Origin of the sequence: Kerstersia similis, from assembly GCF_965139615.1 — a bacterium.
In the GTDB taxonomy this organism is placed as follows: Bacteria; Pseudomonadota; Gammaproteobacteria; order Burkholderiales; family Burkholderiaceae_B; genus Kerstersia; species Kerstersia similis.
In genome coordinates this window covers 53,366-77,283 of the sequence record NZ_CBCSIQ010000005.1, presented here as the reverse complement: position 1 = coordinate 77,283, position 23,918 = coordinate 53,366, and the positions used below count along the sequence as shown (strand labels likewise).

The following is a 23,918-nucleotide window of genomic DNA, read 5'->3' as shown; positions in this document are numbered from 1 at the left end:
TGGTGGGCTGTGAGCCCACCAGGGGATTTTTGTTGGCAGAGGTTTGTTTGCCCGCAGCACTCGGTCGAGGCTGCGGACAAGCCGTCCTTATTCCGCCGGTGCGTCTGCCGTTTCCACTTGCTGCAGTGCCACCGGAGCGGGAGCTGCCGCTGCGGCCCTGCGCGGACGGCCCAGTTTGACGGCTGGGGCGGCGCTGGCGGTGGAGGTAGCAGCGTCGCTGCGGGTCTCGACCCATTGCAGGCCAGCTGCGGCGATGACGGATTCCAGTGCCTGGGCACCATTGCCTTGGCCGTTGCTGGCGTTGGCGGACGGTGCGGGGTTGGCCGGCACCTGGATGGCTTGCTCGACCACCGTTGCGACCGTTGCGGCGCTTGCTGCGGGCGCAGGCTGGGGTTCGACCGTGCTGTCCTGGCGATCCTCGGTGGCGGCCTCAGCGGCAGCCTCAGTGGTTGCCGCAGCTGCCGTTGCCGGCGCTTCGACTGCCTGAATGTCGGCCACGGCTACCGTCGCGACGGCGGCTGAGGTTTCGACTTCAATGGTCGCCGTACTTTCCTGCGCGATGGCGACGGGCAGTTCGGCCTCGGGAGCGCTTGCCGGTACTGCCGAGACTTCCTTGGCGACGGCATCCTCTGCTTGGGCCGGGGCGGCGTTCTCGACGGCAGGGCTGGCCTGGGTCTGAGCTTCGGCTGCGACGGCGGCATCCGTGGGTTCAGGAGCCGTGGTCGCGTTGGCAGGCGTCTCGGTGGCGGGGCTGGCGACAACGGGCGCTGCCACTGCATTTTCCACGGCAACCGGTGCCGGAGCGGCACTCACAAGCGCGTCGGGCGTGGGTTCGCTGGCGACGTCTTGCTGCTCGGCCTGAGCGGGGGCGGCGACGGCTGCCGGTGCTGCGGCTTCGTCCTGAACTGCTGCCGGGGATTGCGTTTCAGCCTGGACGGCTGCAGCGGCGTTGGTAGCAACGGCGGCGCTTGCCACAATGGCTACGGGCGTCACGAGGTTCGCTTCGCCTTCGCCATCGGCCTGGGCCGTGCCATCATCATTGTTGTCGCTATCGAGCTGGGTGCCATTTTCGTCACCGCTCTGGCGACGACCGCGGCGGCTGCGGCGGCGGCGGCGCTTGCGCTCCGGATCCGCTTCGCCATTGTCGTCACCACCATCCTGGCGCAGGGCATCCAGATCCTGGCTGTCATCGCCGGCATCGGCGGCAAGCTCTGCCTGCGGTGCCGAGATCGGCGCAGCAGCGGCTTCTGCGGCGGCGGCAGCGCCGGCAACGGCTGCCACGGGCAGCGTGCCGACATTCGTTTCCGTTGCCTGGACGTCGCCGTTCAGCGCGAGTTCGTCGCGACGACCGCCACGGCTGCGGCTGCGGCGGTTGCGCGAATTGCGCGGCGTGCCGTCGTCGCTTTCAGCGGCGGGCGTTGCGGCGGGTGCATCCTGGTGGCGTGTGGCAACCTGGTGCTGGCGCACGGCGTCACGCGCATCGGTATTGCGTGGGGCACGCGGTTGGCGGCGTTCCTGTTGTGCGTTTCCGGCAGTGTTGCCGTTGGCTGCATCCGTGGCTTCCGGTGCGCGGCGTTCGCTGCCATTGCGGCGATTGCGTTGGCGGTCGCCATTTTGCTGACGGGAATCGGATTGGCGGCGCGAGGCGCTGTTGTCGCTGCGGGCGCTGGCCGGTTTGGCCTGGCTGGGCTGGGCGGCAGGTTTGCTGTCGGTCGGGCTGCCGCTGAACCAGGCAACGATGCGCTTGATGAAGCCGGACAAGCCTGCGCCGGGCGCATTGCTGGCCGCGACGGGAGCCGGACGCGGCGTATGCAGCGGTGCGGGCGTCTCGGGCGTGACGCCCTTCACCAGGGCTTCCTGGCGCGGTTTGGCAGTTTCTTCGCGGGCCTTCCAGACCGAGGTTTCGGCGGCGGCTTCAGCCAGCGTGAAGCTGGGTTTGGTTTCTTCCAGGCGCGGATCGTCGTGGCGCAGGCGCTCCAGGCTGTGGTGCGGCGTTTCCAGGTTCTTGTTCGGAATCAGGACGACATTGACCTTCAGGCGGGCTTCCAGCTTGGCGATGTCACCACGCTTTTCGTTGAGCAGGAAGGTGGCGACATCCACCGGCACCTGTGCATGCACGGCGGCGGTGTTGTCCTTCATGGCTTCTTCCTGGATCAGGCGCAGGATGTGCAGCGCGCTGGATTCCGCGTCGCGGATCACGCCGGTGCCGTTGCAGCGCGGGCAGGTGATGTGCGAGCCTTCGTTCAGGGCGGGGCGCAGGCGCTGGCGCGACAGTTCCATCAGGCCGAAGCGTGAAATCTTGCCCATTTGCACGCGGGCGCGGTCGAAACGGAGGGCATCACGCAGGCGCTGTTCGACAGCGCGCTGGTTCTTGCTGTCCTCCATGTCGATGAAGTCGATCACGATCAGGCCGCCCAGGTCGCGCAGGCGCAACTGGCGGGCGACTTCGTCGGCGGCTTCAAGGTTGGTGCGCAGCGCGGTTTCTTCGATATCGGCGCCGCGCGTGGAGCGGGCCGAGTTGACGTCCACGGCGACCAGCGCTTCGGTGTGGTCGATGACCACAGCGCCGCCCGAAGGCAGCTCGACGGTACGCGAATAGGCGGTTTCGATCTGGTGCTCGATCTGGAAGCGCGAGAACAGCGGGATATCGTCACGATAGCGTTTGACGCGATTGACGTTATCCGGCATCACGACGCTCATGAAAGCCGTCGCCTGATCGGCGATGTCGTCGGTGTCGATGAGGATTTCACCGATATCCGGCGAGAAGTAATCACGGATGGCGCGGATGACCAGGCTGGATTCCAGGTAGATCAGCACCGGCGCGGCGTTGTCGCGCGCGGCAGTGTCGATGGCATCCCAGAGTTGCTGCAGGTAGGAGAGATCCCACTGCAGTTCTTCCACGCTGCGGCCAATGCCGGCGGTGCGGGCGATGACGCTCATGCCTTGCGGAATATTGAGCTGATCCATCGCATCGCGCAGTTCCTGGCGCTCTTCACCCTCGACCCGGCGCGAAACGCCGCCGCCGCGCGGGTTGTTGGGCATCAGAACCAGATGGCGGCCTGCCAGGGAGATGAAGGTGGTCAGGGCGGCGCCCTTGTTGCCGCGCTCTTCCTTTTCGACCTGAACGATCAGTTCCTGGCCTTCGGCAAGTGCGTCCTGGATGCGGGCGCTGCGGACTTCTACGCCTTCCTTGAAGTAACTGCGGGCGACTTCCTTGAAGGGCAGGAAGCCATGGCGCTCTTCGCCGTAATTGACGAAGCAGGCTTCAAGACCGGGTTCGATGCGGGTAATGACACCCTTGTAGATATTGCCTTTGCGCTGTTCGCGGCCGGCAGTCTCGATGTCGAGGTCGATGAGCTTCTGGCCATCGACGATAGCAACGCGCAGTTCTTCCTGGTGCGTTGCATTGAACAGCATGCGCTTCATGAGTGATGTTCTCCGTTGTATGGCGAGCCGAAATCGACTCGTCACCTCGGGTCACTGGTGCAGCGGGCTGAAACGGGGGGCAGGCGGCACCGTGCGAACGGCACCGCTCTTTGGCGGTCAGGCCGGCACGGCACGCCTTGTAGGGGCGCGGGGTTCTGTTAGCAGTCGGGAAGTCAGGGGCACAATGGTATGTGTTGACGGATGGCGGTTGCTTTGGAACACAACAGCCTCCATTTCTAGAATGGCGGCTGGTGCAGGAAATGACGACTTGTTTTGCCTTTTCGCTTCAGGACGCATACGGATGCAACGGGCGCTCGTGCAAGGGCAGCCTTGTAGGCTTTTCCGAGCGGCGCCTCGGTTGGATCGGCGACCATGTGACCCCAAGGAGTGCCTGCTCTGGCAGTACAATGGTTTCACCGACGGAGACGCGGTTTCGTATCTCTACGTCGAGTGGCGGCAGGCACACCTTTTTTAGGGTGAAACGATTATATGCCGCTTTTCGCAATGCGCAAACAAATATAAATAATGTCAGAATCCCCAGTGGTGCGCCTCGTCGAGGTGGCCGAAGAACACGCAGGACAGCGCCTGGACAACTTTCTTTTGCGCCTGTGCAAGGGGGTGCCCAAGAGTCATCTCTACAAGGCCATACGAGGCGGTCAGGTGCGTATCAACAAGGGGCGCTGCGGCGCCGACAGTCGCCTGGAAATTGGCGATGTCGTGCGTATTCCGCCGTTCCGGTTGCCCGAGGTGCAGGCGCAGCCGCCAGTGCCGGGCTGCGAATTCCCGATTGTCTATGAGGACGAGGCGCTGCTGGTGGTCGATAAGCCGGCCGGGGTGGCTGTGCATGGCGGCAGCGGCGTTTCCTTTGGCGTCATCGAGCAATTGCGTGCTGCGCGGCCGCAGGCGCGTTTCCTGGAGTTGGCGCATCGCCTGGATAGGGATACGTCCGGTTTGCTGCTGGTGGCCAAGAAGCGCAGCGCCTTGCTCGGGCTGCATGAAATGTTCCGCGAAGGCCGGGGCCGCAAACATTATTTCGCGCTGGTGCATGGTGACTGGGTCAACGGTCGGCAGCATATCCGGCTGCCGCTGCTGAAATGGCTCACCCGTACCGGCGAGCGTCGCGTAAGGGTGGACGAAGCGGAAGGGCAGGCGGCTCACACCATCATCAGCCTGGAGCGCCGTTACGGGCAGCTGTCGCTGGTGGATGCCGAGCTGCGTACCGGACGCACGCATCAGATTCGTGTGCATTTGTCGGCCAGCGGCTTTCCTATCGTCGGCGATGATAAGTATGGAGATGAGGCGGCGGATGCCGCGCTGGCGTCCAAAGGGTTCCGGCGCATGTTCCTGCACGCCCATCGTTTAGATATTCCTCATCCTGTAACGGGTGAGTCGCTGCATCTGGTAGCTAAATTGCCACCAGAATGTGAGAATCTCCTTCGTGGGCTGGACAAGACGTCCAGGGCGGAAGGCGGGGCTGGCGAGGGCCAGCGGAACCGGCCTTCCCGAAAACCTTGAGGAGTCGCGGGATGCAGTATTCGGTGCTTGTATTTGATTGGGATGGAACCTTGATGGATTCCACCCCGAGCATAGTGACGGCCATTCAAAATGCCTGTCGCGATCTGGATCTGCCGGTGCCGCCGGCTTCCAGCGCCAGTTGGGTGATCGGCCTCTCGCTGGATGCCGCCCTGACAAAAGTGGTGCCGGATCTGCCGCCATCGCTGCTGCCGCGCTTCATCGAGCGCTACCGCATCCATTATTTGCTGCGCGACCCCGACTTGCGTTTGTTCGATGGTGTGCCGGAGCTGCTGGCCGATTTGGGCGGGCAGGGCGCCAGGCTGGCCGTGGCCACTGGCAAGAGCCGGGTGGGCCTCGATCGGGTCATTCGCGGTTTTGGCCTGGAAGGGGTGTTTGAGGCCACGCGCTGCGCCGATGAAACGCATAGCAAACCGCATCCGGCCATGCTGAACGAGCTGATGGAAGAACTCATGGTGGCGCCGGAGGAAGTCCTGATGATTGGCGATACCTCGCACGATATGCGCATGGCGGCTAACGCAGGCGTACATGGTTTGGGTGTCAGCTATGGTGCGCATCCCTTGCCGGAGCTGTTGGCCGGCGAGCCCCTGCACGTGGTGGATAGCGTGTCCGCGATGCGCGACTGGATCCAGCCACGTCTGCGGGCGTGAGCCAATGGCCCGGCGCTTGCCCGGGCCTTGAATTGAGGTTTTTATGGCTGTTGCTTCCGCCGCGCCTGCGGGCGCGGTTGCCGTGTCGCCTGCAATGCGCGGCATTCTTTGCCTGTTGACGGGCATCTTCTTCCTGACGATCAGCGATTCCCTGGCGAAATGGCTGAGCGGCAGCTATGCGCCGGTGCAACTGCTGTTCCTGCGTGGTTCGCTGGCCGTTCCCATCATGCTGGTGCTGATTCTGGCGGTAGCGGGCCGGCCTGCCCTGCGTACCCGCTATCCCCGCCTGCATTTATTCCGGGGGTTCCTGAATGTCATTTCTGCCAGCTTGTTCTATTACGGGCTGACGCGTTTGCCTTTGGCGGAAAATACCGCAATTGCTTTTTCTGCGCCGTTGTTCGTGACCTTGCTGTCGGTGTTCTATCTGAAAGAGCATGTGGATGCCAGGCGCTGGGTGGCGGTGGTGGCCGGTTTCGTCGGCGTGGTGATCGTCGTGCAGCCGGGCGGCCCGGCGTTCCAGCCGGCGGCCCTGTTTCCTCTGGCCACGGCATTCGGCTATGCCGTCATGATGGTCAGCGCAAGAGGCATAGGCCGCGAAGAGGGGCTGCTGACCACCATGTTCTATATTGCGCTGGCTCAGGTCGTGGTGGCCGGGGCTGCCGTGGCCTGGTTCTGGCAGCCTGTGACGCAGGATGTGCATTGGCTGGGGCTGACCGGCATGGCGGTTTGCAGCACGGCGGGGCTGGGGCTGATTACCCAGGCGTTCCGGATTGCCCCGGCGTCGGTCGTGGCGCCGTTCGATTACAGCGGGCTGCTGTGGGCAGGTATTTTTGGCTGGCTGTTCTGGGACGAAGTGCCTGGCTGGGTGGCTTGCCTGGGGGCGGTGTTGATTGCAGCCAGCGGTATCTATATTGCCTGGCGGGAGTCGCGCGCGGGTAGCCGTAACGCTGATCAAGCCTGAGATACCTGGCGCCGTGGGTGCCCAGGCCCAGGTTGATGGGCAGGACTGAGGCCCGGCAGAGGCGGGGGCATGTCTGTGCTGGGTGGCCGCCAGTCAGGCGGATGACAGCCGAAGTCTGTCATAGTGGCTGAAAGCCGAAAAGATCCGTTGGTTGGGCGCAGGGAGTGTCGCGCCCTGGTGTGTGGCGGGTCAAGCAATTGGCGGAGACAACTAAAGGATGGAGAGCGGTATGTCTGTGCAGGGGCAGGATGGCGGGGTCGGGCAGCATTTCTGGAAAGATGTATCACCCCCCAGCATCGTGGCCGGCGCAGTGGCGGTACTGGTGGGGTTTGCCAGTTCCGCTGTGATTGTTTTCGAGGCCGCGCGCGCCAGCGGCTATGACGAAGCAGGCATTGCATCCTGGATCTGGGCCTTATGTCTGGGTTGCGGCCTGACAGGCGTGGGGTTGTCGTTGCGTTACCGGCAGCCCGTGGTCACGGCCTGGTCCACACCGGGCGCAGCCTTGCTGGCCACGACATCGGGCCTGACCCCGGAATTGGCGGCCGGGGCATTTGTGATCTGCGGTGCCCTGATTTTCATTTGTGGCATCACGCGCTGGTTCGAGCAGGCCATGTCACGCATTCCACTCTCTCTGGCGGCCGCCATGCTGGCGGGGGTATTGCTGCGCTTCGGGATGGATCTTTTTCTCTCTATGCGCAGCGCTTTCGGGCTGGTCGGGCTCATGTTCCTGGCTTTTTTCATTGTGCGCCGGGTATTGCCGCGCTATGTCATCCTGGTGGTGTTGCTGGTCGGCGGCGTGTATGCCTGGCAGCAGGGAGACTTGCATTGGGAAAGGCTCAGCCTGACTTTGGCCATGCCGCAGTGGACGACGCCGGCCTTCAGCTTGGCAACGGCTATCGGCGTTGCCTTGCCGCTTTTCATGGTGACGATGGCTTCGCAGTATGTACCGGGTATCGCGACCCAGCGCGCCTCGGGTTATGACATCCCGATCTCTCCCCAGGTGAGCTGGACGGGGCTGGTGACATTGTTGCTGGCGCCTTTTGGCGGGTTCGCCATTGGCCTCGCGGCCATTACGGCAGCGATCTGCATGGGGAGCGATGCTCACCCTGATCCGCGCCGGCGCTATACCGCTGCGGTCGCCTCCGGCGTGTTCTATCTCGTTGTAGCCCTGTTGGGGGCGACTGTCGTGTCGTTCCTGGCCGCGCTGCCCAGGGAAATGGTGCTGGCCGTGGCGGGCCTGGCCTTGCTGGGCACCATGGGCAACAGCCTGACGCTGGCCATGCGCGACGAATTCCGCCGGGATGCCGCCATGGTGACCTTCTTGGCTACGGCATCAGGTGTCACGCTGTTTGGCATCGGGTCGGCGTTCTGGGGGTTGGTGGGCGGCGGCCTGGTCATGTTGTTGAACGGCCAGCGGCGGGTGTAGATCGTTGCGGCTGAGCGCAGGGGGGGGGCTCAGCGCAAGGCCTGCAATATTGCCGCCGTTTCAGCATCCGGCAGGCCGTCGCTGCGCGTGGGGCGGTAGTGCATCTGGAATGCGGCGATGGTTTTTAGGGTGGTTTCGTCAAATTTGCCGGTGCGCTCGATGCCGTAGCCGACGCGAGCCAGGTTTTCCTGAAACCAGGCGGCGTCGGGCAGGCCTTTTTCCTCGAAGGTGTGTCGGAAATCGTTTGCCAGTGCTTCGTCGTACCAGCGGCCCAGGCCGGCTTCGGCCAGGCGTTTCCAGGGAAAGAGCGGGCCGGGGTCTTGCTTGCGGGTGGGGGCGATATCGCTGTGAGCTACGATGTTCTGCGGTGCAACGCCGTGGCGTTGGGCAATATCCTTGACCAGCGCGATGATGGCCTGGATCTGTTCTTCGCTGTATGGATAGGGCCAGGCACGGCCGCCGCGGCCATCATCGACCCAGCCGGGGTTGACGATTTCAATGCCAATGGAGCTGCCATTGAGCCAAGTGTAACCATACCAGCTGCTGGCACCAGCGTGCCAGGCGGCCCGGTTTTCATCCACCAGCGCATAGACTTTGCCGGGCGTTTCATCGCTGACCAGGTAGTGACTGCTGACAGCGCCCTGGCTCAGCAGGTGCAGCGATCGGGCGCGGTCGGCCGCGGTGTAATGCAGGACGATGAAGCGTGCGCGGCTGCTGTGACTGACGGAGCGGTGGCTGTCATCCAGCATGTAAGGCTTGGGAGGCACGCTTGCGCAACCTGCCAGGGCCAGCATACCTAGCAGCAGGGCAGCGCCGCTGGTGCGGTGCCGCCTGCGTGTCATGGGTGCAAAGGCGGGCATGCGGGGGCCGGGTAGCAGAGTCATTTTCCGTGAGCCAGGAACAGAAACAGGGTGGGATGCTTGCCGAGGTCGGGCGGGGGTGTCTTGCGCCATTCTGCAATGGTTTTGGTGCACACCCATTCTTCGCTAGTGGTCAGCGCGCGGGCCAGGCAAAGCCTGGTATCCGGGCGCAGGGCCTGAAGCAGGGCATCAACCATGGCGGCGTTGCGGTACGGCGTTTCGATGAACAGCTGGGTTTGCGACAGCTGGGCAGAATTACGTTCCCATTGTTGCAGTGAGCGGGTACGCGAAGGGCCGTCTTTGGGCGGGTAGCCGTGGAAAACGAATTGCTGGCCGTTCAGGCCGCTGGCCATCAGGCCCAACAGCAGCGACGAGGGTCCGACCCAGGGGCGTACTCGCAGACCCAGTTCATGCGCGACGCGCGCGGCATTGGCGCCGGGGTCCGCGACTGCCGGGCAGCCAGCTTCCGATACCAGGCCGATCTCGCCGCCATTCTGGTAGGGTGTGAGCCAGGTGGCGATGGTGGTGGCCTTGGTCGAGGCGTCTATGGTGTGGATCGTGATCTCGCGCAGCGGCTTTTCCGCGCCGACCAGCTTCAGAAAAGCGCGAGCGGTCTTGGCGTTCTCGGCGATGTAGGTGTCCAGCCGTGCCGCCAGCGCGCGGGTTTCTTCCGGCAGCCAGGCGGCCAGGGGGGCATCATCGCCCAGGCCAACGGGGATCAGGTGCAGCGTGCCCGTGCTGCTCATGCCTGGGCTCCTTGCGTCGCGGACAGGCCGAAGTGCCGCAGCATGCGGCTGAGCGCGATCAGCGGCAGGCCGATGATCGCCGTGGGGTCGTCGCTGCGCATGCGTTCCATCAGGGTGATGCCCAAGCTTTCGGCTTTGGCGCTGCCTGCCGTGTCATAGGGCTGATCCGCTAGCAGGTAGGCGGTGATTTCTGCGTCGTCCAGCTCGCGGAAATGGCATTCGGTGATAACGTCGTCATGCAGTACCGTATGACCATCGGTAACGGCCAGGGCGGAGTGGAAGGTGACGATCTTGCCGGACAGGCGGCGCAATTGGGCCAGGGCACTGTCAAAATTGCCGGGCTTGCCGATGGGCTCCTCCCCGAGGGTCGCCACCTGGTCGGAGCCGATCACGATGCTGCCGGGCCGTTGTTGCGCACCTGCACGAGCCTTGGCGATCGACAGGCGCAAGGCCAGCGCCGCAGGCAGTTCGCCGGGCTGTGGTGTTTCGTCCACATCAGGAGAGAGTGTGTCGAAAGGCAGAGCAAGCCGCTCCAGCATGGCACGGCGGTAACGGGAGGACGACGCCAGTACCAGCGAAGTTAGGGTCGGCTGGGGGGCGTGGGCTGACTGAGAAGAAGGCATAAGCGAGTATAGAATTGACGGTCAATCGGCAATCACGGTATTATCGCCCGTTTCGCTATGTTTTGTTCCGTAGCGGCTTTCCGCTTTGCCGGGGGGTTACCGATTCCGGTGATGCCGGAGGTTCGGCCGGGGGCGTGCTTTTTGTGCGCCAGCCGAGATACTGACGGGGCAAGCGTATCAAGCAGGCGGCGGATCAAGCAGGTAACACATTCGCTTCGAGGGGCTGGACATGGGTGCTGTCGTCGATATTTTCGCGTTTGTGCGTACACGCCGTCAGACCCGGGGCGAGCAGCCTCTGGCGCGCTTCACGCGCCTGGTGTCGGATTTGCCGGAACAGCCCCAGGGCGAGGCCGGCATGGTGCGATGGCAGGCTGAAGGTGTTGCCGGCCGCCACGGTGAATCGTTGCTGCGCCTGCGGGCGCAGGCGCAGCCAGTCGTGATGTGCCAACGCTGTTTGGTGCCGTTTGTCTGGCCGGTCGATGTCGATACGCTGTTGCAGCCTGTCGCCGACGAGGCCCGGCTTGAAGGTGACGCCGAGTCGGATGATTCCGGCGATGACGGCGAAGAGGATGAGCCAGAGAAAATTTTGGGTTCGTCGCGCTTCGATCTGCTGGAGCAGGTCGAGGATGAGTTGATTTTGAGTATTCCCTACGCGCCCCGGCACGATGTCTGCCCGGACGCGTCGGCGGCGGGTGCCGGGGATGAGCAGGAAGCGCCCGCAGCAAAACGGCCTTCACCTTTCGCGGTGCTGGCCAAACTGAAAAAGTAAAGTGCCCTTGCCGGGGTGTCCGGCGAGGGGTTAGCGGTTAATCAGGCCGGCTTGTCGTACAATCCGTTCCGTTTTCCAGGAGTCCATCATGGCTGTTCAACAAAACAAAAAGAGTCCGTCCAAGCGCGGTATGCACCGTTCGCACGATTTCCTCACGAATCCGCCGACGGCGATCGAGCCCAACACGGGCGAAACGCATCTGCGCCACCACATCAGCCCCAACGGCGTGTATCGTGGCCGCAAGGTGCTGAAGACCAAGAACGACGAGTAATTCGACGATTCTCGGTCTGATGCAAGAACATGCCCGGCGATGTTCGCCGGGCTGTCGAACAAATAGCTGGCGATTGTGATACGCATCGCGATAGATTGCATGGGCGGCGATTTCGGCCTGCCCGTCACGGTACCGTCTGCGCTGGATTTTGCCAGCAGGTTCGCTGATGTCCATTTGCTGCTGGTCGGGCAACCCGACGCCGTATCGTCCGCATTGGCGGCCGATGCGCGTTCGCGTGCGCTCGCTGGTCGGGTGGAGGTCGTGCCTGCGACAGAAGTCGTGGCGATGGACGATCCCGTCGAAGTGGCCTTGCGCCGCAAAAAAGATTCCTCCATGCGCGTGGCCGCCCAGGCCGTCAAAGACGGACGGGCGGATGCCTGTGTTTCCGCGGGCAATACCGGCGCCTGGATGGCGATTACGCGCTACGTGCTGAAGACGCTGGATGGCATAGACCGTCCGGCGATTGCGACGTCCATTCCCAATCAATTGGGCCGGGCGACGATCATGCTCGACCTGGGTGCCAATGTCGATTGTTCTGCGGAACATCTGCTGCAGTTCGGCATCATGGGCGCAGCCCTGGCGCAGGGGCGCGATGCTTCGGCACGCCCCAGCGTGGGCCTGCTGAATATCGGCGAAGAAATCATCAAGGGCAATGACGTCGTCAAGCATGCAGCCGTGCTGCTGCGCGATAGCCCTTTGAATTTCTACGGCAACGTCGAAGGCAATGACATTTTCAAGGGCACGGTGGATGTCGTGGTCTGTGATGGCTTTGTCGGCAATGCCGTGCTCAAGGCCATGGAAGGCATTGCCAAGATGCTGGGCAGCATGATCCGCGAAGAATTCCAGCGCAATGCCTACTCCATGATGTCAGGCCTGATCGCCAAGCCGGTGCTCAACCGTTTCAAGGATCGTGTGGACCATCGCCATTACAATGGCGCAGCGTTGCTGGGCTTGCGTGGCGTTGTGATCAAAAGCCATGGGTCGGCGGATAGCTATGCTTTTGGCTTTGCGTTGCAGCGTGCGCGCGATGCCGTTGCCAAGGGCGTGCTGGAACGTACCGCTTCTTACATTGCACAGATGACGCAGCAGGGTGGTGAGTCCCTGGAAACGTCTAATTAATGGAAAAGCTATGCAATATGCCGTGATCGCCGGGACAGGCAGCTTCCTGCCGCCGCGCAGTGTTTCCAACGATGAGCTGGCGGCCGACCTGGCTGCCCGCGGCGTGGAAACCTCCGATGAGTGGATCGTGACGCGTACGGGAATCCGTCAGCGTCATCTGGCGGAGCGTGGTGTACGCACCAGCGAGCTGGCGACCCGCGCGGCGTTTGCCGCGCTGGAAAATGCCGGCGCCAAGGCTGAGGAAGTGGATCTCATCATCCTGGCGACCTCCACGCCGGATTTCGTTTTCCCCAGTACGGCTTGCTTGGTGCAGGCCAATATCGGCGCTGCCAATGCGGCGGCCTTCGATGTCCAGGCGGTCTGCAGTGGCTTTGTGTATGCCATGACGACAGCAGACGCCTACATTCGTGCGGGCCGTGCGCGCTGCGCGCTGGTGATTGGCGCGGAAGTGTTCTCCAGCATTCTGGATTGGAATGATCGCGGTACTTGCGTGCTGTTCGGTGATGGCGCGGGCGCCGTGGTGCTGCGTGCTGCCGATCAGCCGGGCATTCTGGCTGCGCATCTGCAGGCCGATGGCACGCAAAGCAAGATTCTGTGCGCTGCCGGCAATGTCGCCTATGGCGAAGTGTTTGGCGACCCCTTCCTGCGTATGGATGGGCAAGCCGTCTTCAAGCAGGCCGTCACGGTGCTGGACCGTTCTGCGCGCAATGTATGCGAACAGGCCGGCCTGAGCCTGGATGATATCGACTGGATGGTGCCGCACCAGGCCAATGTCCGCATTCTGGCCATGCTGGCACGCAAATTGGGCGTGTCGCAAGACAAGGTGATCATTACCCTTGACCAGCATGCCAATACTTCTGCTGCCAGCGTTCCGCTGGCCCTGGATACCGCGCGGCGCGATGGCCGCATCCAGTCTGGCCAGCACGTGTTGCTGCAGGGCGTGGGCGGCGGTTTCACCTGGGGCTCGGTGCTGGTGCGCATGTAATTGCTCCCAGACTTCATCACACAGGAGACGCATTGATGAAACTCGCGTTCGTCTTTCCGGGCCAGGGCTCGCAATCGGTAGGCATGCTTGACGCCTGGGCCGGCCAGCCCGATGTGGCTGCCGTGATGGCCGAAGCCAATGCTGCGCTGGGCGAAGACCTGGCTGCACTGATTGCCCAGGGGCCGGCTGAACAGCTGAACCTGACGACCAATACCCAGCCTGCCATGCTCGTGGCCGCAGTGGCGGCCTATCGCGCCTGGCGCGCTGCGGGTGGGGCGCAAGCGGCCGTCATGGCCGGGCACAGCCTGGGCGAGTATTCGGCTTTGGTCGCTGCCGGGGCTTTGTCGCTGGCTGATGCCGTGCCGCTGGTTCGGGTGCGGGCCAATGCCATGCAGCAGGCTGTGCCGGTAGGCGAAGGCGGCATGGCTGCCATTCTTGGCCTGGACGACGATACCGTACGTGCCGTGTGCCAGGAAGCCGCACAGGGCGAAGTGGTTGAAGCCGTGAATTTCAATGCCCCGGCGCAGGTGGTGATCGCCGGCCACAAGGGCGCAGTTGAGCGCGCCTGCGCGGGTGCCAAGGCTGCGGGTGCGAAGCGTGCCTTGCCCTTGCCAGTTTCGGCGCCTTTCCACTCCAGCCTGCTGCGTCCTGCTGCCGATGTGCTGGGCCAGGCATTGGCTGGCGTGACGATCAATGCACCGCTGGTTCCTGTCGTCAATAACGTCGATGTCGCTGTGGAAACGACACCGGAAGCGATCCGTGACGCGCTAGTGCGTCAGGCCTGGCATCCGGTGCGCTGGGTGGAAACCGTGCAGGCCTTCCGTGCCCAGGGTGTGACTCATATTGTGGAATTCGGGCCGGGCAAGGTGCTGACCGGGCTGGTGCGCCGCATCGAGCCTGAAATCACGGCCTTGTCGGTGGCGGACCCTGCCTCGCTGGAAGCGGCGCTGGCCGCGCTGGCAGGCGCTTGAGGATTGAGGAACGGATGATGGAACTGCAGGACAAGATTGCGCTGGTAACGGGTGCTTCCCGTGGCATTGGCCGCGCCGTGGCGCTGGAACTGGCGGCCCGGGGTGCCAAAGTGATAGGGACGGCAACCTCGGAAGCAGGTGCCCAGGATATTACGGCTGCGCTGGCTCCGCAGGGTGGTCGTGGCGTTGTGCTTAACGTCAATGATGCAGCGGCGTGCGCTGCGTTGGTCGAAGCGCTGACGGCAGAAGGCGGTGGCCCGCATATCCTGGTCAACAATGCGGGCATTACGCGTGATACGCTGGCCATGCGCATGAAGGACGAGGATTGGGATGCTGTGCTGGAAACCAATCTGACGGCAGTGTTCCGCATGTCGCGTGCGGTCATGCGCCCGATGATGAAGGCCCGTTGGGGCCGTATCATCAACATTACGTCGGTCGTTGGCGCCAGCGGCAATGCCGGGCAAGCCAATTACGCGGCCGCCAAGGCGGGCGTGGCCGGCATGGCCCGTGCGCTGGCGCGCGAGCTGGGCAGCCGTGGAATCACGGTAAACTGCGTTGCTCCGGGTTTCATCGAGACTGACATGACGCGTGCGCTGGGCGAAAATCAGACCAGCGCGCTGTTGTCGCAGATTCCCTTGGGTCGTTTGGGCGATCCGGCGGATATTGCCAATGCGGTGGCCTTCCTGGCCGGACCGCAGGCAGGTTACATTACGGGCAGCACGCTGCACGTGAACGGTGGCATGTATATGCAGTAATGCCGCTGTGCTGGCGGTGCTCCGGCCCCGACGCAAGGGGTGGAAAACCGCTGGCATTTGTCAGAGGCGTACGCCGCGCAGCAGCCCGTTGCGCGAGTACATGTTTTTTTGTCACGGCCGGTGTTTGAAAATTTTCACGCTTGGCTATAATTCGCGGGATTTTTCCCCATTTGGAGATCTGCATGGAAAGCATCGAACAGCGCGTCAAGAAGATCGTCGCTGAACAACTTGGCGTCAACGAAGCCGAGGTCAAGAACGAATCTTCCTTCCTTGACGACCTCGGTGCCGATTCGCTCGACATGGTCGAATTGGTCATGGCGCTGGAAGACGAATTCGAAACCGAGATCCCCGACGAAGAGGCGGAGAAGATCACCAACGTTCAGCAAGCCATCGACTACGTCAGCACCAACCTGAAGTCGTAATTCTTGTTGTCTGTAATGGGTATCGGGCGTGCCTGGCGCGCCCGTCCGTCAGGCGGTTACTGAAGACTAGCGACGAATTCCGATCGACCGGTCATCCTGGCTGATGCGGCGTTTGTCGTGGTCTGCAGGCCGCCTTTTCTTTGTCTGTTTTAGGAGTCACCCGTGAAGCGACGTGTCGTGATTACAGGCCTGGGTATCGTCAGCCCCGTCGGCAACGACATCGCTACGGCATGGGACAACATCGTCAACGGACGGTCCGGGATCGGGCGTATTACCCGCTTCGATCCGTCTGGTCTGACGGCCCAGATCGCCGGCGAAGTAAAAGATTTTGATGTCACGCAATACATTCCGTCCAAGGAAGCGCGTCAGATGGATACCTTCATCCATTATGGCGTGGCTGCCGGGGTGCAGGCGTGGCAGGATAGCGGGCTGGAAATTACCGAAGCCAATGCAGACCGGGTCGGCGTCATCGTCGGGTCGGGTATCGGTGGCTTGCCCCGTATCGAAGAAACGCAGACCGAATACCTGGAACGTGGTGCCCGCCGCATATCGCCGTTCTTCGTGCCGGCTTCGCTGATCAACCTGATTTCCGGGCAGCTGTCCATCCGGTTCGGCATGCGTGGCCCGAGCTATGCGGTCGTGTCCGCATGTACGACGGGTCTGCACAGCATTGGTGATGCCGCCCGCCTGATCGAATATGGTGACGCTGACGTCATGCTGGCTGGCGGTGCCGAATCCACGGTTTCGCCGCTGGGTATCGGCGGTTTCGCGGCCATGCGTGCCCTCTCTTTGCGCAACGACGATCCGGAAACGGCATCGCGTCCCTGGGATCGCGATCGTGACGGTTTCGTGCTGGGTGAAGGCGCGGGTGTGCTGGTGCTGGAGGAATACGAGCATGCGCGCAAGCGCGGCGCCCGTATCTATGGCGAGTTCGCCGGTTATGGCATGAGCTCCGACGCCTATCACATCACTGCGCCGAACCGCGAAGGCCCGGCACGCGGCGTGCAGAACGCGCTGCGCAACGGCGGCATCAATGCCGACGAAATCAGCTATGTGAATGCGCACGGTACCTCCACGCCGCTGGGCGACAAGAACGAGACCGAGGCACTGAAGCTGGCATTCGGCGATCACGCGCGCAAGCTCGTGATCAATTCGACCAAGTCCATGACCGGCCATTTGCTGGGTGCGGCAGGCGGTATCGAAGCCGTGTTCACCACGCTGGCCGTTTATAACCAGGTCTCGCCCCCGACGATCAATCTGTTTAACCAGGATCCCGAGTGCGATCTCGACTACTGCGCCAATCAGGCGCGTGAGCTCAAGATCGACGTGGCCCTGTCGAACTCCTTTGGTTTCGGTGGCACCAACGGCTCGATGGTCGTCCGCAAGGTCTGATATCGTGGACGCCGCCGGACAGGGCGTGCTGCTGGTGGCGCCCGGGAGCAGCAAGCGCCGTTGGGCGCTTGCCGGTTCCGTTAGCATTGCGTCAGGCGCCTGCCTGGCGCTGGTTCTGTCCTGGCATATGGCGGACACCTGGCTGGCTTGGCTGGCAGGGGTGTCCGCCATGTTTGTAATGGCCTGGCATGAGCATCGCCTGGTATCGCGCCAGGGTCTGCTGCGCGTCGATGCTCAAGGCAATTTCAGTGTGCGCGCCCGGTCGGGCTGGCAGAATGTAAGTTGCTGGTCGGTTCAGGCGTCGGCATCTTGCCTGGCCTTGCGCCTGGAAGGGCCGCAAGGCGTGCAGCATATGACTATCTGGCGCGACGCCGTTGAGCCTGCGGGCTGGCGGCGCTTGAATCTGCTGGCAGTGCGCCAGCAGTTCAATCTGGGCGAGCCGCGTCCGGGAGGAACTGCATGAGTGAAAAAGAGGTCGATAGCGCCCTGGTCGCAAGGGTGCAGCAAGGCGACAAGACTGCATTTGATCTGCTGGTGCGCAAGTACCAGCGCAAGATAATGCGGCTGTTGTCGCGCATGATCCGCGACCCGGCAGACCTGGAAGATGTTGCGCAGGAAACCTTTATCAAGGCCTATCGGGCCCTGGGTCAATTCCGTGGTGAGAGCGCTTTCTATACCTGGTTGTATCGTATTGCCATCAATACGGCGCGCAACTGGCTGTCGGCTTCCGGCCGGCGTCCGAGCGGCACCGGCGTATTGGAAAACGAAGATGGTGAAACTTTTAGTGAAACCGACAACCTAAGCGATATCAGCACACCGGAATCGGTGCTTGCCAGCCGCGAAATTGCCGCGACGGTCAATGCAGTGATCGAGGAACTGCCGGAGGAGCTGCGTACGGCTATCGTGCTGAGGGAAATCGAGGGGATGAGCTACGACGAAATTGCTCAGACCATGAATTGTCCTATTGGAACGGTAAGGTCGCGGATTTTCCGCGCACGGGAGGCAATCGCCGCCCGTTTGCGCCCGTTGCTGGATACGGATCAGGAACGGCGCTGGTAAGGAGCTAGCATGCAGTCAAGTACGCAAAGGCGAGAGGCCGAAGCGGATGCCCTGTCGCGCGAACAGGCATTGTCCGCTTTCATGGATGGCGAAGGCGGTGACGTCTGGCCAATGGAACTGGATACGCCCAAGGGGCGCCAGGATTGGGACGCTTACCATCTGATCGGTGATGTATTGCGCAGCCCCGGGCTGTCGATCCAGGTATCGGAAAAATGGCGGGTACGGCTCGCTGGCGCGCTGGAGCAGGAACCCACGCTGATGACGCCGCGCCGCAGCGGTCGTGTCTGGCGTTTCGGCCTGTCCGGGCTGGCTGCCGCTGCGGCCGTGGCCTCGGTGGCCTGGGTGGCGCAACCCTATTTCTCCACTGGCGGTTCGCCCGCACCGGTGTTGGCCGATGGCCGTTCGGTCGAGGCCCCCGCCTTGCTGGAGTATGTCGATGCCCACCGGGAGCTGGCGAATCCGGGCTCAGGTATCCGCCAGGTTTCCTTTGATGGCGGCCTGTGAGGCGGCCGATGCTGGGACGGGCAGCCATGAAGAGAGAAGCCGCGCAGGATGATCGGCAGCGCAAGCGGAGCTTGCTGGGCGTATTGAGTCTGGCCGGCGCGTTGGTGCTGGCAGGCCCGGTACAGGCCGCTCCAGCGTCGGCAGCGCTGAGCGAAGCCGACGCCAAGGCGTTGCTGGACCGTGTCCAGGCGGCGGCTCGGGACGAGGACTACAGCGGCATTCTGATCTATCAGCAGGGCCAGGCCCTGCAGTCGTCGCTGCTGGCGCATATCATGGATGGCACGGGCGAGCGTGAGCGCATGTATGCGCTGGATGGCGAACCCAGGGAATATCTGCGCCATAACGACGATGTGAGCTATGTGCTGCCGCAGCGCAAGCTGGTCAAGCAGGATTCCGGCAAATCCGGCCGTTTTCCCTCGCTCTTGCAAGGAGACGCGACGAATCTGCTGCAGCATTATGTGGTGCGTGTGGATGACAGCGGCCTGGCGCGTATCGCCGGACGTCCTTGCCAGGTTGCGCATATCGAACCCAAGGACAATTACCGCTATGCGCACCGGGTTTGCATCGACCAGGCTACCGGATTGCTCTTGAAGGCCCAGATTCTCGGGCAGGACGGGCAGGTGCTGGAGCAATATGCCTTTGCTGCGCTGGACACCGGTGCCGACGTCAATCCGGCCCGCCTGCGTGGCGAGGCGGTGGAGCCTGGCTGGGAAGTGCAGAGCAGCCACATGGCGCCGGTGGATCTGGCGAGCCAGGGCTGGCGCATTACGCCGCCGCCGGGCTTTGTGCCGGTGATGCAAGTGCAAAGAAATTTAAATCACCGTGAAACTGTTAGCCAGTTGGTGCTGTCAGATGGGTTGGCGGCTTTCTCGGTGTTTATCGAGCCGCTGCAGTCCTCGTCCCGTACCGGGCGCCCGGTACGCGAGCAGGCGCAGCGGGGCGCAACCCATATCCATGGCGTGCGCATTGCCGATTACTGGCTGACGGCGGTGGGCGAGGTGCCCGCCGATGCGCTGGCGCACGTGGTCGATGCAGTGGAATACGTGCCGGGCGCGCCGCAGTAAGAGACCTTAACCCTGAGTTCCTCCTTGGGCAGGAATGAGTATGGAGCAGAAGGCTATTATGCGTAGTGACTCTTTGATGACCGGATTATTCCGTTCTGCCGCCCTCCGGGCGGCGACCCTGGCGCTGGCGGCGTGCATGACGCTGGGCGCCCAGCAGGCCATGGCGCAGACGCGCACGCTGGACGGCTTGCCGGATTTCACGTCGATTGTGGAAAAGACCGAAGGTTCGGTCGTGAATATCCGAACCACTGCCACCGTGCAGCCCCGTGGCGGCATGCCTGGCTTTGGCGGTGATGACCCCTATGAAATGTTCCGCTGGTTCTTCGGCCCCGATATGGTACCGCCGGGAGCCGGACGCCGGCCTGGGCCGGGGGCCGGGCAAGCGCCGGCAGAGCCGCGTACGGTGCCGCGCGGTATCGGTTCGGGCTTTATCGTGTCCGATGATGGCTATATCCTCACCAATAACCACGTTGTCGATGGCGCAACGGATATTTTCGTTACCTTCACCGATGGCCGTGAGGTCAAGGCGCGCCTGATCGGTGCCGATGCGCGTACCGATGTGGCGGTGATCAAGGTCGATGACCAGAAAGACTTGCAGCCGCTGGCCATAGGTGATTCCAACAAGCTGCGCAAGGGCCAGTGGGTGCTGGCCATCGGTTCGCCCTTTGGCCTGGAGTCCACCGTGACGTCCGGTATCGTGAGCGCCATTGGCCGGGAAACCGGGGATTACCTGCCTTTCATCCAGACGGATGTGGCCGTCAATCCGGGTAACTCCGGCGGACCGCTGATCAACCTGGATGGTGAAGCTGTCGGTATCAATTCCCAGATCGTGACGCGCAGCGGCGGCTTCATCGGTATCTCCCTGGCCATTCCCATAGACGAAGCCATGCGGGTGGCAGATCAGCTCAAGGCCAATGGCCGGGTGGTGCGCGGCCGTATCGGTGTGCAGATTTCCGAGGTCAGCAAGGATGTGGCTGACGCCATCGGCCTGCCCAACTCGCAAGGTGCGATGGTCAGCATGGTTGAGGAAAAAGGCCCGGCAGAAGCTGCTGGCGTGCAGGCCGGCGATGTGATCGTGGGCTTCAATGGTCATGAAATCAAACGCTGGTCTGATCTGCCGCGCCTGGTTGGCGATACCAAGCCGGATACCAAGGCGCCGCTGGAAGTCTGGCGCAAGGGTAAGAAAATGACCTTGAGCGTGCGTATCGGCGAGATTCCGGCAGATGAAAGCCCGGCAGCCGAGCAAGCACCTGCGACAGCCAATGCCAATGCGCTGGGTCTGGTTGTGGCGCCGCTGGATGCCGAGGCCCGGGCAGCGTTGAAGGTTTCCGGAGGGGTCGTGGTGCGTCGTGCCGAAGGCCCGGCTGCCGCAGCTGGCATCCGTGAGGGTGATGTGTTGCTGACGTTCAACACCCAGGATATCACTGCACCCGAGCAGTTCAACAAGCTGGTTTCCGAGCTGAAACCGGGCAGCCGTGCGGCCTTGTTGGTGCGTCGTGATGACATCAGCCTGTGGGTGACGCTGGAACTGCCCGCGAAGTAAGGGCAAAACCCGCTAAAATGGCTGGTTGCCGCAAAAAGGGGTGCGTTGCGCCCCTTTTTGCTATCACGGCTAAATCCCGGCCGGGCGGCGAATGCCTGCCTATCGGGCACCAGCCGGCCTGTTTCCGCCTTTTTCATGACGGTTTATGCAGCATATCCGCAATTTCTCTATCATTGCCCACATCGACCACGGTAAATCGACGCTGGCGGATCGCTTGATCCAGCGCTGCGGCGGTCTGCAGGATCGGGAAATGTCGTCGCAGGTGCTCGATTCCATGGATCTTGAGCGCGAGCGCGGCATTACCATCAAGGCCCAGACGGCAGCGCTGACCTACAAGGCCAATGACGGTCAGGTTTATCAGCTCAACCTGATCGACACCCCGGGGCACGTCGATTTCTCCTATGAGGTCAGCCGTTCGCTGTCGGCCTGCGAAGGCGCGTTGCTGGTGGTGGATGCCTCGCAAGGCGTGGAAGCGCAGACGGTCGCCAACTGCTACACGGCCATTGAACTGGGCGTGGAAGTGCTGCCCGTGCTCAACAAGATGGATCTGCCCCAGGCCGATCCCGAGAGCGCACGCTCGGAAATTGAGGATGTCATCGGCATCGACGCTTCGCAGGCGGTGCTGGCCAGTGCCAAAAGCGGCATGGGCATCGACGATATCCTGGAGATGGTGGTTGCCAAGGTGCCGCCGCCACGTGGCAGCGTGGATCAGCCCCTGCAGGCTTTGATCATCGACTCCTGGTTTGATAACTACGTCGGCGTGGTCATGCTGGTGCGCATCGTCAACGGTGTGCTGCGTCCCAAGGACAAGATCCTGTTGATGGCGACAGGCGCGACCCACCTCTGCGAGCAGATCGGTGTGTTTACCCCCAAGTCCGTCAAGCGCGACAGCCTGTCGGCGGGCGAGGTCGGTTTCATCATCGCAGGTATCAAGGAACTCGAAGACGCCAAGGTGGGCGACACCGTGACGCTGGCTGGCAAGCCGGCGTCCGGCGCTTTGCCGGGTTTCAAGGAAGTGCAGCCGCAGGTGTTTTCCGGCCTGTATCCGGTGGAATCCAGCGAATACGATCAACTGCGTGATGCGCTGGAAAAGCTCAAGCTCAATGACGCCGCGCTGATGTTCGAACCGGAAGTGTCGCAGGCGCTGGGCTTTGGCTTCCGCTGCGGTTTCCTGGGCCTGCTGCACATGGAAATCGTGCAGGAGCGCCTGGAGCGCGAGTTCGACATGGACATCATCACCACCGCGCCGTCGGTGGTGTATGAAGTGATGCAGCGGGATGGCGAAATGCTGATGGTCGAAAGTCCGTCGCGCATGCCGGAAGTGGGCAAGATCGAAGATATTCGCGAGCCCATCGTGAAAGTGACGCTGTTCATGCCGCAAGAGTATGTGGGCCCTGTCATGACGCTGTGCAACCAGAAGCGCGGCGCCCAGGTCAACATGAGCTATCACGGCAAGCAGGTGCACCTGGTCTATGAAATTCCGCTGGCCGAAATCGTGCTGGACTTCTTCGACCGGCTGAAATCGGTATCCCGTGGCTATGCCTCGATGGACTATGAATTCATGGAGTACCGTTCGGCAGATGTGGTCAAGGTCGATCTGCTGATCAATAGCGATCGCGTGGATGCGCTCTCCATGATTGTTCACCGCAGCAATGCGCGTTTCCGTGCGCGTGAGGTGGTGTCCAAGATGCGCGAGCTGATTCCGCGCCAAATGTACGATGTGGCCATCCAGGCAGCCATCGGCGCGGAAATCATCGCGCGTGAAAACGTCAAGGCCTTGCGCAAGAACGTGTTGGCCAAGTGCTATGGTGGCGATATCTCGCGCAAGAAAAAGCTGCTTGAGAAACAGAAGGCAGGCAAGAAGCGCATGAAGCAGGTCGGTACGGTGGAAATTCCGCAGGAGGCGTTCCTGGCCATTCTGCAGGTTGAGGACAAATAAGGTTGGAACGCGGATGAGCTGGAATTTCGCCCTGATATTGTTTCTGCTGCTGGTATTGACGGGGGCCGTCAAGATCATCGACCGGGTATGGTTGAGGAAAGCCAGGGCAGCGCGTGCCGAAGCGGAAATCCAGCGCCAGCTCAAGGAAGGCGTGCTGGATGCGGATTCCGCCGAGGAACGGTCGCGCGCATTGCGCAACAAGCTGAACCGTGCCCCCTGGTGGGTGGAGTACGCGGTCAGCTTCTTTCCCGTCATTCTGTTCGTATTCGTCTTGCGCTCGTTCATTGTTGAACCGTTCCGCATTCCGTCCGGTTCCATGTTGCCGACACTGCAATCCGGCGACCTGATCCTGGTGAACAAATTCAGCTATGGCATTCGTTTGCCGGTGCTGGACAAGAAAGTCATCCCCGTAGGGGATCCGCAGCGCGGCGATGTCGTGGTGTTCCGTTATCCGGTAGATCCGCAGACGGATTACATCAAGCGCATCGTCGGCCTGCCGGGTGATGAAGTCGCGTATATCAACCAGACCCTGCTGATCAACGGCGAGGTGGTGCCGCATGTGCGCGATGGCGATTACTACGACCCTGAGCGCATGGCGTATGGGGCGCGCTATATCGAGACCCTGGGCGAGCGCAAGCATGACATTCTGCTCAATGAAAACGCCATGCCGAACCTGAACCCGATCTGGCGCTTCCCTTACTTCGACCAGTGCCGTTATGGCCGCGAAGGCGTGCGCTGCATCGTGCCCGAAGGGAATTATTTTGTGTTGGGTGACAACCGCGACAATAGCCTGGATAGCCGCTATTGGGGGTTCGTACCCGATGAAAACCTGGTTGGCCGCGCGTTCTTCATCTGGATGAATTTCCGTGAGCCCAGCCGTATCGGCGGATTTAAATAAGA

The 23,918-nt window shown here is 62.3% G+C and carries 23 protein-coding genes; 19 read left to right on the top strand and 4 right to left on the bottom strand.

Going from position 1 to position 23,918, the window contains the following annotated elements:
* Window positions 1-87: 87 nt before the first annotated feature.
* A complete protein-coding gene (locus ACNA1V_RS05025; protein WP_415832483.1) occupies window positions 88-3,426 on the bottom strand; it encodes an Rne/Rng family ribonuclease in 3,339 nt (1,112 codons plus the stop codon).
* 525 nt (window positions 3,427-3,951) lie between these two features.
* Here ACNA1V_RS05025 and ACNA1V_RS05020 point away from each other — a divergent pair.
* The 4 genes from ACNA1V_RS05020 (at window position 3,952) to ACNA1V_RS05005 (ending at window position 7,996) form a co-directional block, all read left to right on the top strand.
* Window positions 3,952-4,941 (top strand): RluA family pseudouridine synthase, encoded by a 990-nt coding sequence (locus ACNA1V_RS05020; RefSeq protein ID WP_415832482.1) that lies wholly within the window; start codon window positions 3,952-3,954, stop codon window positions 4,939-4,941.
* Between the two features lie 11 nt (window positions 4,942-4,952).
* On the top strand, window positions 4,953-5,609 hold the full coding sequence (locus tag ACNA1V_RS05015; protein ID WP_415832481.1) for an HAD-IA family hydrolase: 657 nt from the start codon (window positions 4,953-4,955) through the stop codon (window positions 5,607-5,609).
* Window positions 5,610-5,652: 43 nt separating this feature from the next.
* The gene (locus ACNA1V_RS05010) at window positions 5,653-6,570 is read left to right on the top strand and encodes a DMT family transporter (RefSeq protein ID WP_415832480.1); all 918 of its coding nucleotides are present in this window, start codon (window positions 5,653-5,655) and stop codon (window positions 6,568-6,570) included.
* A gap of 229 nt (window positions 6,571-6,799) precedes the next feature.
* A complete protein-coding gene (locus tag ACNA1V_RS05005) occupies window positions 6,800-7,996 on the top strand; it encodes a benzoate/H(+) symporter BenE family transporter (protein ID WP_415832479.1) in 1,197 nt (398 codons plus the stop codon).
* A gap of 29 nt (window positions 7,997-8,025) precedes the next feature.
* Here the strand turns inward: ACNA1V_RS05005 and ACNA1V_RS05000 are convergent, their stop codons facing one another.
* From ACNA1V_RS05000 to ACNA1V_RS04990, 3 genes are read right to left on the bottom strand one after another with little or no spacing between them, the layout of a single operon-like run.
* A complete protein-coding gene (locus ACNA1V_RS05000) occupies window positions 8,026-8,838 on the bottom strand; it encodes an N-acetylmuramoyl-L-alanine amidase (RefSeq protein WP_415832551.1) in 813 nt (270 codons plus the stop codon).
* A 38-nt stretch (window positions 8,839-8,876) separates the two neighbouring features.
* Window positions 8,877-9,602: an SAM-dependent methyltransferase gene (locus ACNA1V_RS04995; RefSeq protein WP_415832478.1), complete on the bottom strand. Its 726-nt coding sequence runs from the start codon at window positions 9,600-9,602 to the stop codon at window positions 8,877-8,879.
* Window positions 9,599-10,225, bottom strand: coding sequence for a Maf family nucleotide pyrophosphatase (locus ACNA1V_RS04990; protein WP_415832477.1), 627 nt, complete (start codon window positions 10,223-10,225; stop codon window positions 9,599-9,601). The genes ACNA1V_RS04995 and ACNA1V_RS04990 overlap by 4 nt, the downstream gene beginning before the upstream one ends.
* 229 nt (window positions 10,226-10,454) lie before the next feature.
* Between ACNA1V_RS04990 and ACNA1V_RS04985 the strand changes: the two genes are divergently transcribed.
* From ACNA1V_RS04985 to lepB, 15 genes are all read left to right on the top strand, one after another.
* A complete protein-coding gene (locus tag ACNA1V_RS04985) occupies window positions 10,455-10,994 on the top strand; it encodes a YceD family protein (protein ID WP_253099639.1) in 540 nt (179 codons plus the stop codon).
* Between the two features lie 88 nt (window positions 10,995-11,082).
* Window positions 11,083-11,265: a 50S ribosomal protein L32 gene (gene rpmF, locus ACNA1V_RS04980; protein ID WP_415832476.1), complete on the top strand. Its 183-nt coding sequence runs from the start codon at window positions 11,083-11,085 to the stop codon at window positions 11,263-11,265.
* A 75-nt stretch (window positions 11,266-11,340) separates the two neighbouring features.
* On the top strand, window positions 11,341-12,384 hold the full coding sequence (plsX, locus tag ACNA1V_RS04975) for a phosphate acyltransferase PlsX (RefSeq protein ID WP_415832475.1): 1,044 nt from the start codon (window positions 11,341-11,343) through the stop codon (window positions 12,382-12,384).
* A gap of 10 nt (window positions 12,385-12,394) precedes the next feature.
* Window positions 12,395-13,369 (top strand): beta-ketoacyl-ACP synthase III, encoded by a 975-nt coding sequence (locus ACNA1V_RS04970; RefSeq protein WP_415832474.1) that lies wholly within the window; start codon window positions 12,395-12,397, stop codon window positions 13,367-13,369.
* A 35-nt stretch (window positions 13,370-13,404) separates the two neighbouring features.
* Window positions 13,405-14,340, top strand: coding sequence for an ACP S-malonyltransferase (gene fabD / locus ACNA1V_RS04965; RefSeq protein ID WP_415832473.1), 936 nt, complete (start codon window positions 13,405-13,407; stop codon window positions 14,338-14,340).
* Between the two features lie 14 nt (window positions 14,341-14,354).
* A complete protein-coding gene (fabG, locus tag ACNA1V_RS04960; protein WP_415832472.1) occupies window positions 14,355-15,095 on the top strand; it encodes a 3-oxoacyl-ACP reductase FabG in 741 nt (246 codons plus the stop codon).
* Between the two features lie 182 nt (window positions 15,096-15,277).
* The gene (gene acpP / locus ACNA1V_RS04955; protein WP_415832471.1) at window positions 15,278-15,517 is read left to right on the top strand and encodes an acyl carrier protein; all 240 of its coding nucleotides are present in this window, start codon (window positions 15,278-15,280) and stop codon (window positions 15,515-15,517) included.
* 162 nt (window positions 15,518-15,679) lie between these two features.
* The gene (gene fabF / locus ACNA1V_RS04950; protein WP_415832470.1) at window positions 15,680-16,909 is read left to right on the top strand and encodes a beta-ketoacyl-ACP synthase II; all 1,230 of its coding nucleotides are present in this window, start codon (window positions 15,680-15,682) and stop codon (window positions 16,907-16,909) included.
* A gap of 4 nt (window positions 16,910-16,913) precedes the next feature.
* Window positions 16,914-17,372, top strand: coding sequence for a protein YgfX (locus ACNA1V_RS04945; RefSeq protein WP_415832469.1), 459 nt, complete (start codon window positions 16,914-16,916; stop codon window positions 17,370-17,372).
* Entirely contained in the window at window positions 17,369-17,968 is a 600-nt protein-coding gene (rpoE, locus tag ACNA1V_RS04940) for an RNA polymerase sigma factor RpoE (RefSeq protein ID WP_415832468.1), read from the top strand. The genes ACNA1V_RS04945 and rpoE overlap by 4 nt, the downstream gene beginning before the upstream one ends.
* Before the next feature lie 9 nt (window positions 17,969-17,977).
* A complete protein-coding gene (locus tag ACNA1V_RS04935) occupies window positions 17,978-18,472 on the top strand; it encodes an RseA family anti-sigma factor (protein ID WP_415832467.1) in 495 nt (164 codons plus the stop codon).
* 26 nt (window positions 18,473-18,498) lie between these two features.
* On the top strand, window positions 18,499-19,536 hold the full coding sequence (locus tag ACNA1V_RS04930) for a MucB/RseB C-terminal domain-containing protein (protein WP_415832466.1): 1,038 nt from the start codon (window positions 18,499-18,501) through the stop codon (window positions 19,534-19,536).
* A gap of 58 nt (window positions 19,537-19,594) precedes the next feature.
* On the top strand, window positions 19,595-21,079 hold the full coding sequence (locus ACNA1V_RS04925; RefSeq protein WP_415832465.1) for a DegQ family serine endoprotease: 1,485 nt from the start codon (window positions 19,595-19,597) through the stop codon (window positions 21,077-21,079).
* A gap of 145 nt (window positions 21,080-21,224) precedes the next feature.
* Entirely contained in the window at window positions 21,225-23,018 is a 1,794-nt protein-coding gene (gene lepA, locus ACNA1V_RS04920; RefSeq protein ID WP_415832464.1) for a translation elongation factor 4, read from the top strand.
* Between the two features lie 13 nt (window positions 23,019-23,031).
* Window positions 23,032-23,916 carry a signal peptidase I gene (gene lepB / locus ACNA1V_RS04915; protein ID WP_415832463.1) on the top strand — a complete coding sequence of 295 codons (885 nt, stop codon included), beginning with the start codon at window positions 23,032-23,034 and terminating at the stop codon, window positions 23,914-23,916.
* Window positions 23,917-23,918: the final 2 nt, after the last annotated feature.

Bases quoted from the DNA above. Each gene is read 5' to 3' on its own strand.
- ACNA1V_RS05025 (WP_415832483.1), bottom strand. From the start codon at position 3,426: ATGAAGCGCATGCTGTTCAATGCAACGCACCAGGAAGAACTGCGCGTT.
- ACNA1V_RS05020 (WP_415832482.1), top strand. From the start codon at position 3,952: ATGTCAGAATCCCCAGTGGTGCGCCTCGTCGAGGTGGCCGAAGAACAC.
- ACNA1V_RS05015 (WP_415832481.1), top strand. From the start codon at position 4,953: ATGCAGTATTCGGTGCTTGTATTTGATTGGGATGGAACCTTGATGGAT.
- ACNA1V_RS05010 (WP_415832480.1), top strand. From the start codon at position 5,653: ATGGCTGTTGCTTCCGCCGCGCCTGCGGGCGCGGTTGCCGTGTCGCCT.
- ACNA1V_RS05005 (WP_415832479.1), top strand. From the start codon at position 6,800: ATGTCTGTGCAGGGGCAGGATGGCGGGGTCGGGCAGCATTTCTGGAAA.
- ACNA1V_RS05000 (WP_415832551.1), bottom strand. From the start codon at position 8,838: ATGACACGCAGGCGGCACCGCACCAGCGGCGCTGCCCTGCTGCTAGGT.
- ACNA1V_RS04995 (WP_415832478.1), bottom strand. From the start codon at position 9,602: ATGAGCAGCACGGGCACGCTGCACCTGATCCCCGTTGGCCTGGGCGAT.
- ACNA1V_RS04990 (WP_415832477.1), bottom strand. From the start codon at position 10,225: ATGCCTTCTTCTCAGTCAGCCCACGCCCCCCAGCCGACCCTAACTTCG.
- ACNA1V_RS04985 (WP_253099639.1), top strand. From the start codon at position 10,455: ATGGGTGCTGTCGTCGATATTTTCGCGTTTGTGCGTACACGCCGTCAG.
- rpmF (WP_415832476.1), top strand. From the start codon at position 11,083: ATGGCTGTTCAACAAAACAAAAAGAGTCCGTCCAAGCGCGGTATGCAC.
- ACNA1V_RS04970 (WP_415832474.1), top strand. From the start codon at position 12,395: ATGCAATATGCCGTGATCGCCGGGACAGGCAGCTTCCTGCCGCCGCGC.
- fabD (WP_415832473.1), top strand. From the start codon at position 13,405: ATGAAACTCGCGTTCGTCTTTCCGGGCCAGGGCTCGCAATCGGTAGGC.
- fabG (WP_415832472.1), top strand. From the start codon at position 14,355: ATGATGGAACTGCAGGACAAGATTGCGCTGGTAACGGGTGCTTCCCGT.
- acpP (WP_415832471.1), top strand. From the start codon at position 15,278: ATGGAAAGCATCGAACAGCGCGTCAAGAAGATCGTCGCTGAACAACTT.
- rpoE (WP_415832468.1), top strand. From the start codon at position 17,369: ATGAGTGAAAAAGAGGTCGATAGCGCCCTGGTCGCAAGGGTGCAGCAA.
- ACNA1V_RS04935 (WP_415832467.1), top strand. From the start codon at position 17,978: ATGCAGTCAAGTACGCAAAGGCGAGAGGCCGAAGCGGATGCCCTGTCG.
- ACNA1V_RS04930 (WP_415832466.1), top strand. From the start codon at position 18,499: ATGAAGAGAGAAGCCGCGCAGGATGATCGGCAGCGCAAGCGGAGCTTG.
- ACNA1V_RS04925 (WP_415832465.1), top strand. From the start codon at position 19,595: ATGCGTAGTGACTCTTTGATGACCGGATTATTCCGTTCTGCCGCCCTC.
- lepA (WP_415832464.1), top strand. From the start codon at position 21,225: ATGCAGCATATCCGCAATTTCTCTATCATTGCCCACATCGACCACGGT.
- lepB (WP_415832463.1), top strand. From the start codon at position 23,032: ATGAGCTGGAATTTCGCCCTGATATTGTTTCTGCTGCTGGTATTGACG.